The sequence below is a fragment of the Blastococcus sp. SYSU DS0616 genome (genome assembly GCF_054051015.1).
This window is the reverse complement of record NZ_JBJHAJ010000019.1, coordinates 1-14,506: the sequence shown is the minus strand read 5'-3', so window position 1 is coordinate 14,506 and position 14,506 is coordinate 1. Positions and strand designations below refer to the sequence as shown.

Genomic DNA, 14,506 nt, shown 5'->3' with positions numbered 1-14,506 from the left:
ACCGGAGCCGTCGCCCGGGAGGGGTTCATGCGTTCGCGTCCGCTGCTCGCGCTGCTCGCGGCGGCGCCCCTCCTCGCCGGCTGTGCGGGGGAGGGGCCGGACGGCGACCGGTCCGGCGGCACGCTCACGGTGTACGCCGCCGCGTCGCTCGTGGACGTCTTCGACCGGCTGGAGGCCGAGTACCGCGAGCGCCACCCGGACGTGGAGGTGGACATCGGCTACCTCAGCAGCGCGGCTGCCGCGGCGGCGATCAGGCAGGGCGCGCCGATCGACGTCTTCGCCTCCGCCGACGAGCGGCAGATGCAGCTGGTCGTCGACGCGGGCCTGGCCGAGGAGCCGCAGGTCTTCGCCGCGAACGTGCTGACCCTCGCCGTGCCCGAGGGGAACCCGGCCGGCGTCACCGGGCCGGCCGACCTGGCCCGCGAGGAGCTGGCCGTCGCCCTCTGCGCGCCCCAGGCGCCCTGCGGTGCGGCCGCGGAACGGCTCCTCGCCGCCGTCGGCGTGACCGCCCGCCCGGACACCTACGAGGAGGACTCCCGCGCCACCCTGCAGAAGGTCGAGCTCGGCGAGGTCGACGCGGCGCTGGTCTACGTCACCGACGCGGCCGCCCGGCACCATGCGGTCGACGCGATCGAGGTGCCGGAGGCCGGGGCGGCGGTCAACCGGTACCCGATCAGCGTGCTGGCGGAGGCCCGGAACCCGGAGGCGGCGCGCGCCTTCGTCGACCTGGTGCTGTCTGCCGAGGGCCGCGAGGTGCTGCGGGACGCGGGGTTCCGGACGCCGTGACCCGCGAGACCGCCCGCGTCCCGGCGCCGCTGCTGCTGCCCGCCGCGCTCGGCGTCGCCTTCCTGGTGCTGCCCCTGGTGGGTCTGGTGGTGCGGACGCCGTGGTCCCAGCTCGGTGCCCAGCTCGCCGCCCCGGGGGTGGGGGAGGCGCTGCGGCTGTCGCTGGTGTCGGCGACGCTCGCCACGGCGCTGTCGCTGCTGCTCGGCGTCCCCCTGGCCTGGGTGCTGGCCCGCTCCCGGGCGCGCGGCCGCTCGGTGCTGCGCGCGCTGGTGACGGTGCCGCTGGTCCTGCCGCCGGTCGTGGGTGGCGTCGCGCTGTTCCTCGTGCTGGGCCGGCAGGGGATCGTCGGCTCCTGGCTGCACGACGCCTTCGGGATCACCATCCCGTTCACGACGGCGGCGGTCGTCATCTCCCAGACGTTCGTCGCGATGCCGTTCCTCGTGATCAGCGTGGAGGGGGCCCTGCGCGCCGCCGACGCCCGGTTCGAGGACGTCGCCGCCACCCTGGGCGCCGGCCGCTGGACGACGTTCCGCCGGGTCACCCTGCCGCTGGTCGCGCCCGGGGTCGCGGCCGGTGCGGTGCTCTGCTGGGCCCGGGCGCTGGGCGAGTTCGGCGCCACCATCACCTTCGCCGGCAACTTCCCCGGCACCACGCAGACGATGCCGCTGGCGGTGTACCTGGCGCTGCAGCGCGACCCGGACGCGGCGATCGTGCTCTCGATCGTGCTGCTGGCCGTCTCGCTGGCCACGCTGCTGCTGCTCCGGGACCGCTGGCTCGGCCGGGGGGCGGCGTGAGCCTGGCCGCGACGGTCGCCACCCGCCGGGGAGCCCTCGACCTGCGGGTGGACGTCGAGGTGGCAGACGGCGAGGTGCTGGCGGTGCTGGGCCCGAACGGGGCGGGGAAGAGCACCTTCCTGCGCGTCCTGGCCGGGCTGGTGCGGCCCGATGCCGGCCGGGTCGTGGTCGACGGCGAGATCTGGGACGACGCGGGCACGTCGCGCCCGGCGCACGAGCGGGCGCTGGGCATGGTGTTCCAGGACGCCCTGCTCTTCCCGCACCTGAGCGTGGCCGACAACGTCGCCTTCGGCCTGCGGGCGCGCGGGGCCGGCCGGGCGGCAGCCCGGACGGCCGCGGCGGGGTGGCTGGCCCGGGTCGGGCTCGACGGGCTGGGCCCGCGGCGGCCGGCGGAGCTCTCCGGGGGCCAGGCCCAGCGGGCGGCGCTGGCCCGCGCCCTGGTCGGAGACCCGGCCCTGCTGCTGCTCGACGAGCCGCTGTCGGCGCTGGACGCGCGCACCCGGCTGGCGGTCCGGGCCGAGCTGCGCCGGCACCTGGCCGGCTTCCGCGGCAGCACGGTGCTGGTCACCCACGACCCGGTGGACGCGATGGCGCTGGCCGATCACGTCGTCGTCCTGGAGGAGGGACGCGTCGTGCAGGCCGGCACCCCCGCGGAGGTGGCCCGCCGACCGCGCACCGACTACGTGGCCCGGTTGGTCGGGCTCTCGCTGCTGCCCGGCGCCGGCGAGGGCCGGCTGGTGCGCCTCGACGGCGGGGCGGTGGTGGCGGTGGCCGAGGAGGCGCGCGGCCCGGTGTTCGCGGCGGTGCGCCCCGAGTCGGTGGCGCTGTATGCGTCGCGGCCCGACGGCAGCACCCGCAACCTGTGGCGGGAGCGGGTGGTGGGGGCGACTCCGCACGGCGCCACGGTGCGCTGCGAGCTCGCCGGCGAGGTGCCGCTGGTCGCCGACGTCACCGCCACCTCTTTCGCCGAGATGGGGCTCGCCCCCGGCGTGGAGGTCTGGGCGGGCGTGAAGGCGTCGGAGGTCGCCGTCTACGCCCGCTGAGCACGCTGGGAGGCTGGGGGCATGAGCACCGCCGCCGTCGTCCTGGCCGCCGGGGGCGGCCGCCGCTACGGGATGCCCAAGGCGCTGGTCGAGTACGAGGGCAGCCTGCTGGTGGAACGGGCGGTACGGACGGCGCGGGCCACCTGCGAGGTCGTGCTTGTCGTCCTCGGCGCGCGGGCGGTCGACGTCTGGCGCAGCGCCGACCTCACCGGGGCCACCGTGCTGGCCAACAAGGAGTGGGAGACCGGGATGGCCTCCTCGCTGCGCGCCGCGCTGGAGGGGCTGCGCGGCTTCCCGGGAACCGTCGACGCCGCGCTCGTCACGCTGGTGGACATGCCGGGCATGACGCCCGCGGCGCTGGCCTCCGTCGCCGCGCACGCCGCCCCGGACGCGCTCGCCGTCGCCACCTACGACGGCGTCCGCGGCCACCCGGTGCTGCTCGGGCGCGACCACTGGGCCGGGGTCGTGGAGACGGCGACCGGGGACGAGGGCGCCCGTGGCTACCTCGCCGCGCACGACGTCGTCGAGGTCGACTGCACCGGGTTGGCCGATCCGGTCGACCTCGACGTGCCGCCGCCAGGGGTAGCGTCGGGCCCGTGATCGCCCGGGTCGTCGATGCGCCGCTGTCCGTTCCCGAACACGAGGACGCCGTCGCCGACAAGGCGGCCGGCGCGGTGGTCTCCTTCGCCGGGGTCGTGCGGGACCACGACGGCGGCCGCTCGGTGACGGAGCTGGAGTACGTCGGGCACCCGAGCGCGGCCGAGGTCATCACGGAACTGGCCGAGGAGTTCGCGGCGCGCCCGGAGGTGCACGCCGTCGCGGTCAGCCACCGCATCGGCCTGCTGGGGATCGGTGACGTCGCCCTGGCCTGCGCGGTGAGCGCCTCGCACCGTGCCCAGGCGTTCGCCGCCTGCGCCGAGCTCGTCGACGAGGTGAAGAAGCGGCTGCCGATCTGGAAGCGGCAGGTCTTCACCGACGGCGAGGAGGAGTGGGTCGCCTGCCCGTGACGACGGCCCGGGGACCGCTGGACGGCGGCCGATACCGAGCGTGCGCGGAGCGTCCTCGTCGACTGAGCGCCCGCGCGGTCACCGCCGCCAGCAGCCCGGCGCCGTTGGCGCCCAGGTGCAGGCCCGCGGGGGCGAGCAGGCTCCCGCTCCGCAGCCGCAGCCAGCCCAGCACGCCGCCGCCGAGCCCGGTCGCCGTCAGGATCGCCGTGACGGGACCACCCGCGTCGACGGCACCGCGGAGGTGCCACAGCGCGAAGACGAGCGCGGTGGCGGCGGTGGCCCCGTGGTCGCCGAGTCGCCGGCGGGCGACCGCCAGGAGGACGCCGCGGAAGGCAACCTCCTCGGCGAACACGGTGCCCAGCGGGATGTGGACGAGCAGGCGCGCCGCCACCTCGCGGGGCGGCGCCGCGCCGGCGGGCGAGCGGGCCAGGGCTTCCCGCGCCGCAGGCACCCCCAGGGCGAGGAGGTAGCCCGCCGCGGCACCGGCGACCCCCGCGCCGCCCCAGCGCGCGCCCGCCCGTCGTGCGCAGCGGTGCACCCCGAGCTCCCGGGTCGTGAACCCCGCCGAGCGGGCGCCCCGCCAGAGGGCGGCGGCAGCCCCCGCGTTCGCCGCCGTGCGCACCGCAGCGGCAGGTGGGAGCGCCGGGACGACCAGGCTGCTCCACGCCAGGTACCCGGACGACGCGACGACCAGCGGCAGCGTCAACCGGCGAACAGGCGCGCCGGCTGTCCGCGGACCCCCACGTCCACCCGGAACAGCGACCCGGCCACGCCGTCGTCGAGCCCGCCCTCGGCGGACGTGGTGATGAAGAGCTGGTCCAGCCCCGGGCCGCCGAGCGTGCAGGCGGTCACCTGGGGCGTCGGGAGCTCGACCACCGCGTCGAGCCGCCCGTCGGGGGAGTACCGGTGCACCGTTCCGCTGCCGTACAGCGCGACCCACACCCCGCCGGTGCTGTCGACGGTCAGCCCGTCGGGGTTTCCGTCGTCCGGGAAGGTCACGAACGGACGGCGCCCGGTCAGGCCCGTGCCCGGGTCGTAGTCGAAGACGTCGATGCGGTGGGTCGCCGTGTCGTTGTAGAACGCCCGCGACCCGTCGGGGCTCCAGTCCAGCCCGTTGGAGACGGTGACGCCGGTCAGCGCCCGGTGGACGGCGCCGTCGGGGTCGAGCCGGTAGAGGGCGGCGGCGCCCGGCCGCTGGTCGTAGGCCATCGACCCGCACCAGAACCGGCCGTCGGGGTCGCAGCCGCCGTCGTTCATGCGCACCGACGGGTCGTCCCACACGGCGCCGAGGGGGGTGAGCGTGCCGTCGGCGTCCTGCAGGGTGAAGCCGCGCTCGACGCCGATCACCGCGCCGCCGCCCCGGCGCGGCCGCAGTGCCGCCGCCACCTCCCCCACGTGCTCGCGGCGGACCGTTCCGTCCGCCGCCAGCGAGAGGACGTCGCCGGCCTGCATGTCGACCCAGCGCAGCCCGCCCCACCCCGCCGACCAGACCGGCCCCTCCGCGTGGTGGGCGACCGGCCCGGTGATCTGCTCGGCGCGCACGGTCAGCGCGTGCCCGCGGGCCCGTCCTCGCCGGCCGCGTCCTCGCGCTCCAGCTCGGCCTCCTCGGCCTCGGCCTCCAGCCGGTGCGCCTCGCCGTCGATCTTGGCGGCGGGGTCGCCGTGCGACTCGCCGTACAGCTCTTCGGCCCGGCCGTACAGTTCCTCGGCCTTCGCCTTGGCCTTGTCGAAGATGCTCATGCGCCCATCCTGGCGCGCTGATCAGCCTCCGGCAAAGGGCGGGAGCACGTCGACCACCGCGCCGGCGGGCAGCCGCGCGGCCCGGTCGCGGGCCTGCGCGCCGTCGACGAGGAACGAGCAGGCGGTGAGCACACGCTCCAGCCGCTCGCCGTGGTGGGCGACGATCTGCCCGACCAGCTCGTCGAGGCTGCCCGCCTCGCGGGCCTCGGTCTCGACGCCGGCGGCCGCGCGGGCTCCGGCGAAGTAGCGGACGGTGACGCGCGCCTGGTCGTCCACGTCAGCCGCCGATCGCGGACATGGGGCGGGTGGGCTGCAGGAAGCTGGGGTCGTCGATGCCGTGGCCGGGCAGCTTGCCCAGGGTGGCGATCCGCCACCGGTCGGCGAGCTCGGTGTCGGTGGCGCCGTCGCGCATCGCGGTGCGCAGGTCGGACTCCTCGCGGGCGAACAGGCAGTTGCGGATCTGCCCGTCGGCGGTGAGCCGGGTGCGGTCGCAGGCGCCGCAGAACGAGCGGGTCACCGAGGCGATCACCCCGACGGTGGCCGGGCCGCCGTCGACCAGCCACCGCTCGGCCGGCGCGGAGCCGCGTTCCTCGCTGTCGGGTGTGAGGGTGTGCGCCGCCGAGAGCCGTTCCAGGATGTCCTCGGCGGTGACCATCCGCCCGCGGGTCCAGGCGTGGTGGGCGTCCAGCGGCATCTGCTCGATGAACCGCAGCTGGTAGCCCTGCTCCAGGCAGTAGTCCAGCAGCGGGACGGCGTCGACGTCGTTGATCCCGTGCAGCAGCACGGCGTTGACCTTGACCGGGGTCAGCCCGGCGTCGCGCGCGGCGGCCAGCCCGGCCAGCACGTCGTCGAGGCGGTCGCGGTGGGTCAGCTGCTTGAACCGGTCGCGGTCGATGGTGTCGAGGCTGACGTTGATCCGGTCCAGCCCCGCCGCGGCCAGCGCCGGCGCGGTCCGGGACAGCCCGATGGCGTTGGTGGTGAGGCTGACCTCGGGGCGGGGGTGCAGCGCGGTCACCGCGTCGACGATGCCCACCAGGCCCGGGCGCAGCAGCGGCTCACCGCCGGTGAAGCGCACCTCGCGGATGCCGAGCTGCTCCACCCCGATGCGCACCAGCCGGACGATCTCCTCGTCGGTGAGCACCTCCACCTTGGGCAGCCAGTCCAGCCCCTCGGGCGGCATGCAGTAGGTGCAGCGCAGGTTGCACCGGTCGGTGAGCGAGACCCGTAGATCCGTGGCGGTGCGGCCGTACCGGTCGACCAGACCGCCGGAGCCCGCGGGCACCGCGCCCACGGCGGGGCGCACCGCGGGGTCGGGGAGCGAGGCGCTGGTCATGGCCCGAATGTAGCCGCGACCGGTGATGCGTGCGGAGCAGGAAATGCGCGGCCGGCGGCGGGGCCGTGTTGCTAGCCTGCCCCTCGCCACCCGAGAGACCGGCGGAGGACGTCCCGCACTCGCCCGTGGCCAGGAAGCGCGAGAGAACAGTGTCGGTCAGCACCGTCTTCAGCCCCTACCGTCGCCTCTTCGCCGTCCCCGGGTCGGTGGCCTTCTCCCTGGCCGGGTGGGTGGGGCGGCTGCCCGCCCCCATGCTCGGCCTGGGGGCGGTGCTCCTGGTCTCGCAGGAGACGGGCAGCTACGGCCTCGCCGGGGCCGTCTCCGGCGCCCTCGCCCTCAGCTACGGCATCGCCGGCCCCCAGTGGGCGCGGGCCATGGACCGCCGCGGCCAGAGCCCGGTGCTGCGCCTGGCAATGGCCTGCTTCGCCCTCTCCGGCGTCGGGTTCGTCGCGGCGGTGGTCGCGGGCGGGCCCCGCTGGAGCTGGTTCCTGCTCGCGGCGGCGGTGGGGGGCAGCAGCCCCAACGTGGGTTCGCTGGTGCGCGCCCGGTGGGCCGCGGTGCTCGACCCCGCGGGCCGGCAGACGGCGTTCGCCTTCGAGGCCGTCGCCGACGAGGTGGTCTTCGTCGTCGGGCCGCCGCTGGTGACTCTCCTGGCCACCCTCGTCGCCCCGCCCGTCGGGTTCCTCACCGGCGTCGTCCTGGGCACCGTCGGAGGCCTCTGGCTGGCCGCCCTGCGCGACACCGACCCGCCGGCGCACCCCGTCGCCGGTCCGTCCCCGGTCCGGTGGTGGGCCGTGCTGACGCCCACGCTGCTGGTCGTCGTCGTCACCTACCTCGCGGTGGGCACGGTGTTCGGCGCCATCGACGTGGTGGTCGTGGGCTTCGCCGAGGCCGAGGGGGCGCCTGCGCTGTCCGGGGTGGCCCTGGCCGTCTTCGCCGCGGGCAGCCTGCTGGCCGGGCTGGTCTACGGGCTGGCCCGACTGCCCGGCACGCTGTCCACCCGGTTCGTGGCGACGGCCGTCGCCTTCGCCCTCGCCGCGCAGCTGTTGTGGGGGGTCGGCTCGCTGACCGTGCTGATCGGTGGCGGCTTCCTGGCGGGGCTGACCATCGCCCCGGTGCTCGTGTCGGGCACCTCGCTCGTGGAGTCCCGGGTCGTCCCCGGCATGCTCACCGAGTCGCTGGCGTGGACGATCTCCGGTCTCACCCTCGGCGTGACCGTGGGCTCGGCGCTCGCGGGTGCCGCGGTGGACGCCTGGGGCGCCGAGGCCGCGTTCGCCGTGCCGGCGGTCGCCGCCGCCCTCGCGGGTCTGCTCGCGCTGGGTGGGGTGGCGCTGGTCGGGGACCGCCCGGCCCCCGCGGAGCTGGTTGAGGACCGCATCACCGGGTAGGCGGGGTCGGGGCCGATCGCGCACGACCGACCGTGCGGCTCGCGGCCTTTCCCGAACCGGAAGGATCAGCCTGTGGCCACCGTGCCCACCCTCGCACTCAACAACGGCGTCCAGATCCCGCAGCTGGGGTTCGGCGTCTACCAGGTGCCGCCCGAGCAGACCGCCGACACCGTGGCGACCGCGCTCGAGGTCGGCTACCGGCACATCGACACCGCCGAGATGTACGGCAACGAGAAGGGGGTCGGCGAGGCCGTCGCCCGCTCCGGCATCGACCGCGGCGAGATCTTCGTGACGAGCAAGCTGAACAACGGCTTCCACCGCCGCGACGACGCGCTGCGCGCCTTCGACCGGACGCTGGCCGACCTCGGCTTCGAGTACCTCGACCTGTTCCTCATCCACTGGCCGCTGCCGGGCATCGACGTCGACTACATCGAGACCTGGAAGGCGCTGGAGGAGATCTACCGCGACGGCCGCTGCCGCGCCATCGGCGTCTCCAACTTCCAGGAGCACCACCTGCGCCGGCTGTTCTCGGACACCGAGATCACCCCGGCCGTGAACCAGATCGAGGTGCACCCCTACCTGGCGCAGGACGCGCTGCGCGCCTTCGACGCCGAGCACGAGATCGTCACCGAGGCCTGGTCGCCGATCGCGCAGGGCAAGGTGCTCGGCGACCCCGGCATCACCGCGATCGCCGAGCGGCTCGGCCGCACCCCGGCCCAGGTCGTCCTGCGGTGGCACATCCAGCGCGGCGACGTCGTCTTCCCGAAGTCGTCCTCCCGTGAGCGCATGGCGGAGAACTTCGCGCTGTTCGACTTCGAGCTCAGCCGCGAGGACATGTCCGCGCTGACCGGCCTGGACCGCGGCGAGCGCACCGGCCCCGACCCGGACACGTTCAACTACATCCCCGGCTGACCCGACCGTCCTGGCTCACCGTTCGGGGTCCTGGCTCAGCACCGACCGTGAGCCAGGACCCCGAATGATCAGGTCACCTGATCATCAAGGGCAGCCTCAGCCGGTGGCAGCGCGCGCGAGGGCGGCGTGGACGACGGCCAGCACGGTCGCGTCGTCCACGCCGTCCTCGCGTGCCGTCCGGGCCAGCGCATCGGCAGCGCTGCGGATCCGCTCCTGGACGCGCGGCGGGGGCGCCGCGCCGGTGACGACCGTGCCGGTGCGCCGCCGGCTGGCGACCAGGCCGGCCGCCTCCAGCTCCGAGTAGGCCCGGGCGACCGTGCCGACGGCCACGCCCAGGTCGGCGGCGAGGGCACGCATCGTCGGCAACCGGCTGCCGGAGGGGAGCAGGCCGCCGTGCACCGCCGCGGCGATCTGGCTGCGGATCTGCTCGTAGGGCGGGACCGGGCTGCCGACGTCGACGGTGAGGGCCGGTGGTGGGGAGCTCATGCCGCGGCCGGCACGCGGTCCGCCGGCACCGCGGGGGCGCGCCAGCAGGCGACGGCCACGCCGCCGAGCATCGCCGCGACGCCCGCGAGCGCGATCACGGGGCTCGCGCCGTCCCACGGACCCGCGCCGGTGGAGCCGGTGCCCAGCCCGTGCAGCGCCGTCCCGGCGACGAAGAGGAGCCCCCCGGCCACGACCAGCGGAACGCCGGCGGCGATGCGCAGCACCCGGTGCGCGGAGGCGCGGCGGAGGGCGTCCTCGATCCGCTCGTCCTCGGTGGCCACCGCCGGCCGGGCGGCGACGACCCAGAGGGCCACCGCGGCGGCGACCGCGACCGCGAGCAGGCCTGCCGCCGCAGGCCCGCCGTAGAAGAGGCCCGGGAAGGGGCTCGCGGCGGCCGAGGAGAAGGCGTCGGGTGAGTAGGTGACGCTGCGGCCGTCGGGCGCGGCGAGCAGGGCCCCACCGACGACCGTGAGCGCGGCGAGGGCGAAGGCGGCCGCGGTGGTGCGCAGCAGCCACCGCGGCGCCGCGTCGAGCGGGCCCCGGCGGACCAGCCGGGCCCGGCGCACGTCCCCGGCCGGCCGCGGCCAGGTCAGCTCGCCGAGCGCCAGGACGACGACGTGCACGACCCCGAACGCCACGGGCGTGAGCAGGACGGTGACGCCGAAGCCGCCCGGGGAGGTGTTGCCCACCTCGGCCGCCAGGAAGGCGAAGGCGGCAGCCGCCCCCAGGGCGTAGGCGGCCGCCGCGGTTCGGGTGGCATGCCGGCGCGCGGCGGCGACGGCGTGCTCGCGGCTGGGTGGCGACCGGCGCGCCAGGCCCGCGCCGGCGACCACGGTGACGACCGCCGTGAGCAGCAGGAGGAACGAGAGCCCTGCCACGTCGACCTCCACACAGTCAATGACTCAAGGGATTGAGACAATGACGTGGCGGGGGCGGCCTGTCAAGCCGGTCGGCGGGCCCCTTGCGACATAAATACTAAGTATGCATACTCCGTATCCATGTCCATCCGACACGGCCTGCTCGCGCTCCTGGAGCGCGGCCCCAGTCACGGTTACCAGCTCCGCGCGGAGTTCGACGCGGCCACCGGCGCCACCTGGCCCTTGAACGTCGGGCAGGTCTACTCGACGCTCGACCGGCTCGAGCGCGACGGGCTGGTGGCCCAGGACGGGCCGCCGGACGCCGATGGCCGGATCGCCTACCGGATCACCGACGCCGGCCAGGCGGAGCTGCGCGGCTGGTTCGCCTCCCCGGTCAGCCCGAAGGGCGCCCCGCGCGACGAGCTGGCGATCAAGCTGGCGCTGGCGGTCACGACGCCGGGGGTCGACGTCCTGGACGTGGTGCAGACCCAGCGCACCGCCACCATGACCGGCCTGCAGGAGATCACCCGGCTGAAGACACGCGTCACCGGCGACGCCGAGCTCGCGTGGTCCCTGGTGCTGGACTCCCTGGTCTTCCGCGCGGAGGCCGAGATCCGCTGGCTGGACCACTGCGAGGCCCGGGTCGCCCGCGCGGCGGCCGGACGGCGCGGCGCGGCGCCCACCCCACCGGCTCCGGCGACCGACGTCGTCCCGGCCGGGAAGCGGGGCCGGCGATGAACGAGGCGGTGCTGCGGCTGTCCGGGGTGACCCGCGACCACCGGCAGGGCGACGTCGTCGTCCAGGCGTTGCGCGGGGTGGATCTCGCCGTCCACCCGGGGGAGCTGGTCGCCGTCATGGGGCCGTCGGGCTCGGGCAAGTCGACCCTGCTGCACCTCGCCGGCGGGCTGGACAGCCCGACGTCGGGCGCGGTCGTCGTCGAGGGCCGCGACCTGGCCGGTCTGTCGGCGGCACAGCTGGCCGCCGTCCGGCGCCGCAGCGTCGGCTACGTCTTCCAGGACCTCAACCTCCTGCCGTCCCTGTCGGCCGTCGAGAACGTCGCGCTGCCGCTGGAGCTGGACGGCGTCCGGGGCGGGGTGGCGCGGCGCGCGGCCCGGGAGGCGCTGGACGAGGTAGGGGTGGGCGCGCTGGCCGGGCGCTTCCCCGACGAGATGTCCGGCGGGCAGCAGCAGCGGGTGGCCATCGCCCGAGCGCTCGTCGGCCCGCGCCGACTGCTGCTCGCCGACGAGCCCACCGGCGCCCTGGACTCCACCACGGGCGAGGAGGTGCTGCGGGTGCTGCGCGCCCGGTGCGAGGCCGGCGCCGCCGGCGTGCTGGTGACCCACGAGGCCCGGCACGCCGCCTGGGCCGACCGGGTGGTCTTCCTGCGTGACGGCGTCGTCGTCGACCAGAGCGGGCCGGCCGCCGCGGCGGAGTCGCTGCTGCCCGCCGGCGGCGTCGGGTGAGCGCCTGGCTGACCCGCTGGCGGATGGCGCTGCGCATCGCCCGCCGCGACGCGCTCCGCCACCGCGGCCGCACCGCGCTGGTGCTGGTGATGGTCGGGCTGCCCGTCCTCGTCGTCGTCGGCGCCGACACGCTGCTGCGCACCTGGCAGCTCGACCCCGTCGAGTCGCTGCCCGCGACGCTGGGCGCGGCGGACGCGCGCATCGAGGGGATCGCCCGGAGCCCCATCGAGGCCGACCCGCTCACCGGCGACCCGCTGGTCTACGAGCCGGACGAGGAGCTGTCACCGTGGTCCGCCGCAGAGGTCCGTGGCCTGCTGCCGGACGGCGCGGAGGTCGTCGAGCGCACCGTCGGACGGCTCGCCTACCGGACCGGGGTGGGCTACGCCGACGTGACCGCCTACGCCGACGACCTCGGCCTGCCGATCCGGAACGGCGCCGTCGAGGTGGTGGAGGGGCGGGTGCCGGCCACGACCGAGGAGGTCGCGGTGAGCGGCGGGGTGGCCGAGCGCGCCCGCGTCGCGCTCGGGGACACCCTCGAGGTGACTCAGGAGGACGTCCCACTGACGGTCGTCGGGATCGTCGCGCCGGGTGCCGGTGAGCGGGACGACCTCGTCGTGGTGGCACCGGGCTCGGCCGACCTGCTGCGCTCGCGCAGCAGCGAGTTCTACGTCTCGGTGCCCGGCGAGCTGGACTGGCCGACCGTGCGAGAACTCAACGCCGAGGGCCTCGCCGTCGTCTCGCGGGCGGTGGTGGCCGACCCGCCGCCCGCGGAGGAGTACCGCTCGACGAGCGGCGCGAACGCCGCCGAGATGGCCGTGCTGGCGCTCATCGTGGTCGGCATCCTGCTCGAGGTCGTGCTGCTGGCCGGGCCCGCGTTCGCGGTGGGGCTCCGGCGGCAGCGGCGGGATCTCGCCCTGCTGGCCGCGGCCGGTGGGAGCCCCGCGGACCTGCGGCGGACCGTGCTGGCGTCGGGCGTGGTGCTCGGCGGCGGGGCGGCGGTCGGCGGGGCGCTGCTGGGCATCGGCCTGGCGTGGCTGGCGCTCCCGCTCGTGGGCGGTTGGGCCGACGTGCGGTTCGGTCCGTTCGACGTCGCCCCTCTCGACGTCCTGGCCGTCGTCGTCACCGGCCTGCTGGCGGGCCTCGCCGCCTCGGCCGTCCCGGCCCGGCAGGCGGCCCGCACCGACGTCGTGCCGGCGCTCGGCGGCCGCCGGGGGCAGGTGCGCACCTCCTGGCGGCTGCCGGTCGCCGGGCTGGCCGCGGTCGGGATCGGCGCGGTGCTCACCGTGCTCGGCGCGCGGGGGAGCGAGTTCGCCGTCGCGGGCGGCGCGGCGCTGCTCGTCCTCGGCACCGTCGCCGCGACGCCGTGGCTGGTCGGGCTGCTGGCCCCGCTGGCGCGCCGGCTGCCGACAGCGGGGCTGATCGCCGTCCGGGACGCCGCCCGCAACCGGACCCGCACCGCGTCGGCCGTCGCCGCCGTCATGGCCACCGTCGCCGTGGTGACGACGATGGCGATCGGCAGCCAGAGCGACAGCGCCCAGGCTCGTCGCGACTACGTACCGCAGGCGCCGATGGGAGCGGCGACGGTCTTCGTGCACCAGGCCGGGGCGGCCGGCTGGTCCGCCGTCGAGCAGGCCGCGGCCGAGCACCTGCCCGGACGGCCCGTCGGCCGCCTCTCCACGGTCGCGGCGACCCCGGAGGACCCGCGCTCCCTGGGCACCGTCCGCGCCGGCTGCACGGCGGAGCTACCGGAGTGCAGCTGGTTCCCGGACGACATCGGCTGGTTCCAGCCCATCTTCGGCGGTGAGGTGATCGTGGCCGACGTCGCCACCGCGACCGCGGCGAGCGCTGCCCCGTGGCGGGACGAGGTCGGTGCCGCGCTGCGGGCGGGGCGTGCGGTCGTCTTCGGCTCGGGTGCCGTCGACGCCGCCGGGCAGGTGACGCTCGCCGGTTCCACGTGGAACGGCACCCGGGAGGTGGAGCTCGGCCGCGTGTCGCTGCCCGCGACCGAGATCGAGGTGTCCGCAACCGACGAGCTCCGCGCCCCCGCTCTGGTGGTCGTGCCCCCGGCGCTGGCCGACCGGCTGCCCGTACCGCTCGCCACGACGTCGCTGGTGATCGGCGGCCCGGAGGCGCCGGTCACCGTGGCCGAGGAACGGGCGTTCACGGAGGCGGTGAACGCCCTGGGGGTCCAGGCGTCGGTGTACGTGGAACGGGGGTGGAGCGACTACCTGGCGATCGCCCGGCTGCTGCTGTTCGCGGTGGGCGGGCTGCTGGTGCTCGTGGCGACGCTGACCGCGACCGGGCTCGCGCTGGCCGATGCCCGTCCCGATCTCGCCACGCTCGCGGCGATCGGTGCGGCGCCCCGCACCCGCCGGTTCATCGCAATGGGGTCGGCGGCGGTCATCGGTGTCGGCGGGGCGCTGCTGGGCCTGCTGGTGGGCGCCGGGCCGGGCATCGCCGTCGCGTACCCGCTCACCAGCACCGACTACGGGACGGGCGCGCGGCCGCTGATCGACGTCCCCTGGTTGCTGCTCGCCGGCGTGGCCGTGGCGGTGCCGCTGCTCGCCGTCGCCGTCACCGGCCTCGTCGTCCGCTCCCGGCTGCCGATGGCCCGCCGGGTGACGTGACCCGCGCCGACCGACGTCCTGGCTCACCTGGTGGGGTCCTGGCTCACCGTCGACGCTGAGCCAGGACCCCT

General features: G+C 76.3%; 17 protein-coding genes. 10 read left to right on the top strand and 7 right to left on the bottom strand.

Annotated elements, in window-relative coordinates; translation table 11 throughout:
- Window positions 1-27 precede the first annotated feature (27 nt).
- The 5 genes from modA to ACI79K_RS14475 are packed head-to-tail and all read left to right on the top strand — an operon-like array spanning window position 28 to window position 3,630.
- Window positions 28-786, top strand: coding sequence for a molybdate ABC transporter substrate-binding protein (gene modA / locus ACI79K_RS14495; RefSeq protein WP_456597587.1), 759 nt, complete (start codon window positions 28-30; stop codon window positions 784-786).
- The gene (locus ACI79K_RS14490) at window positions 783-1,580 is read left to right on the top strand and encodes an ABC transporter permease (protein WP_456590198.1); all 798 of its coding nucleotides are present in this window, start codon (window positions 783-785) and stop codon (window positions 1,578-1,580) included. The genes modA and ACI79K_RS14490 overlap by 4 nt, the downstream gene beginning before the upstream one ends.
- Window positions 1,577-2,623 (top strand): ABC transporter ATP-binding protein, encoded by a 1,047-nt coding sequence (locus ACI79K_RS14485; protein WP_456590199.1) that lies wholly within the window; start codon window positions 1,577-1,579, stop codon window positions 2,621-2,623. The genes ACI79K_RS14490 and ACI79K_RS14485 overlap by 4 nt, the downstream gene beginning before the upstream one ends.
- 21 nt (window positions 2,624-2,644) lie before the next feature.
- Complete coding sequence (locus ACI79K_RS14480) at window positions 2,645-3,223, top strand: nucleotidyltransferase family protein (protein WP_456590200.1); 579 nt, start codon at window positions 2,645-2,647, stop codon at window positions 3,221-3,223.
- Entirely contained in the window at window positions 3,220-3,630 is a 411-nt protein-coding gene (locus ACI79K_RS14475) for a molybdenum cofactor biosynthesis protein MoaE (RefSeq protein ID WP_456600033.1), read from the top strand. The genes ACI79K_RS14480 and ACI79K_RS14475 overlap by 4 nt, the downstream gene beginning before the upstream one ends.
- Here the strand turns inward: ACI79K_RS14475 and ACI79K_RS14470 are convergent.
- The 5 genes from ACI79K_RS14470 to moaA are packed head-to-tail and all read right to left on the bottom strand — an operon-like array spanning window position 3,593 to window position 6,702.
- Window positions 3,593-4,336: a CPBP family intramembrane glutamic endopeptidase gene (locus ACI79K_RS14470; RefSeq protein ID WP_456600032.1), complete on the bottom strand. Its 744-nt coding sequence runs from the start codon at window positions 4,334-4,336 to the stop codon at window positions 3,593-3,595. The genes ACI79K_RS14475 and ACI79K_RS14470 overlap by 38 nt on opposite strands.
- A complete protein-coding gene (locus tag ACI79K_RS14465) occupies window positions 4,333-5,172 on the bottom strand; it encodes an SMP-30/gluconolactonase/LRE family protein (protein WP_456590203.1) in 840 nt (279 codons plus the stop codon). Before ACI79K_RS14465 ends, ACI79K_RS14470 begins: the two co-directional genes overlap by 4 nt.
- Window positions 5,173-5,174: 2 nt before the next feature.
- Window positions 5,175-5,369, bottom strand: coding sequence for a hypothetical protein (locus ACI79K_RS14460; protein WP_456590204.1), 195 nt, complete (start codon window positions 5,367-5,369; stop codon window positions 5,175-5,177).
- A gap of 21 nt (window positions 5,370-5,390) precedes the next feature.
- Window positions 5,391-5,645 (bottom strand): MoaD/ThiS family protein, encoded by a 255-nt coding sequence (locus tag ACI79K_RS14455; RefSeq protein ID WP_456590205.1) that lies wholly within the window; start codon window positions 5,643-5,645, stop codon window positions 5,391-5,393.
- Window position 5,646: 1 nt separating this feature from the next.
- Window positions 5,647-6,702, bottom strand: a complete 1,056-nt coding sequence (gene moaA / locus ACI79K_RS14450; RefSeq protein WP_456590206.1) for a GTP 3',8-cyclase MoaA — start codon at window positions 6,700-6,702, stop codon at window positions 5,647-5,649.
- Between the two features lie 149 nt (window positions 6,703-6,851).
- On the opposite strand from moaA, the gene ACI79K_RS14445 reads away from it, so the two are divergent.
- Both ACI79K_RS14445 and ACI79K_RS14440 read left to right on the top strand, forming a co-directional pair.
- The gene (locus ACI79K_RS14445) at window positions 6,852-8,090 is read left to right on the top strand and encodes an MFS transporter (protein ID WP_456600031.1); all 1,239 of its coding nucleotides are present in this window, start codon (window positions 6,852-6,854) and stop codon (window positions 8,088-8,090) included.
- 72 nt (window positions 8,091-8,162) lie between these two features.
- Window positions 8,163-9,002 carry an aldo/keto reductase gene (locus tag ACI79K_RS14440; RefSeq protein WP_456590208.1) on the top strand — a complete coding sequence of 280 codons (840 nt, stop codon included), beginning with the start codon at window positions 8,163-8,165 and terminating at the stop codon, window positions 9,000-9,002.
- Window positions 9,003-9,098: 96 nt separating this feature from the next.
- On the opposite strand, the gene ACI79K_RS14435 is transcribed toward ACI79K_RS14440, so the two are convergent.
- Window positions 9,099-9,488 (bottom strand): GntR family transcriptional regulator, encoded by a 390-nt coding sequence (locus tag ACI79K_RS14435; RefSeq protein WP_456600030.1) that lies wholly within the window; start codon window positions 9,486-9,488, stop codon window positions 9,099-9,101.
- The gene (locus ACI79K_RS14430) at window positions 9,485-10,366 is read right to left on the bottom strand and encodes a hypothetical protein (RefSeq protein ID WP_456600029.1); all 882 of its coding nucleotides are present in this window, start codon (window positions 10,364-10,366) and stop codon (window positions 9,485-9,487) included. Before ACI79K_RS14430 ends, ACI79K_RS14435 begins: the two co-directional genes overlap by 4 nt.
- 120 nt (window positions 10,367-10,486) lie before the next feature.
- On the opposite strand from ACI79K_RS14430, the gene ACI79K_RS14425 reads away from it, so the two are divergent.
- Genes ACI79K_RS14425 through ACI79K_RS14415 form a run of 3 tightly spaced genes read left to right on the top strand, consistent with a single transcriptional unit; the run spans window position 10,487 to window position 14,435 of the window.
- Window positions 10,487-11,083: a PadR family transcriptional regulator gene (locus tag ACI79K_RS14425; RefSeq protein ID WP_456600028.1), complete on the top strand. Its 597-nt coding sequence runs from the start codon at window positions 10,487-10,489 to the stop codon at window positions 11,081-11,083.
- On the top strand, window positions 11,080-11,808 hold the full coding sequence (locus tag ACI79K_RS14420) for an ABC transporter ATP-binding protein (RefSeq protein WP_456590212.1): 729 nt from the start codon (window positions 11,080-11,082) through the stop codon (window positions 11,806-11,808). Before ACI79K_RS14425 ends, ACI79K_RS14420 begins: the two co-directional genes overlap by 4 nt.
- Window positions 11,805-14,435 carry an ABC transporter permease gene (locus ACI79K_RS14415; protein WP_456600027.1) on the top strand — a complete coding sequence of 877 codons (2,631 nt, stop codon included), beginning with the start codon at window positions 11,805-11,807 and terminating at the stop codon, window positions 14,433-14,435. The genes ACI79K_RS14420 and ACI79K_RS14415 overlap by 4 nt, the downstream gene beginning before the upstream one ends.
- Window positions 14,436-14,506: the final 71 nt, after the last annotated feature.

Bases quoted from the DNA above. Each gene is read 5' to 3' on its own strand.
- ACI79K_RS14480 (WP_456590200.1), top strand. From the start codon at position 2,645: ATGAGCACCGCCGCCGTCGTCCTGGCCGCCGGGGGCGGCCGCCGCTAC.
- ACI79K_RS14420 (WP_456590212.1), top strand. From the start codon at position 11,080: ATGAACGAGGCGGTGCTGCGGCTGTCCGGGGTGACCCGCGACCACCGG.
- modA (WP_456597587.1), top strand. From the start codon at position 28: ATGCGTTCGCGTCCGCTGCTCGCGCTGCTCGCGGCGGCGCCCCTCCTC.
- ACI79K_RS14460 (WP_456590204.1), bottom strand. From the start codon at position 5,369: ATGAGCATCTTCGACAAGGCCAAGGCGAAGGCCGAGGAACTGTACGGC.
- ACI79K_RS14425 (WP_456600028.1), top strand. From the start codon at position 10,487: ATGTCCATCCGACACGGCCTGCTCGCGCTCCTGGAGCGCGGCCCCAGT.
- ACI79K_RS14435 (WP_456600030.1), bottom strand. From the start codon at position 9,488: ATGAGCTCCCCACCACCGGCCCTCACCGTCGACGTCGGCAGCCCGGTC.
- moaA (WP_456590206.1), bottom strand. From the start codon at position 6,702: ATGACCAGCGCCTCGCTCCCCGACCCCGCGGTGCGCCCCGCCGTGGGC.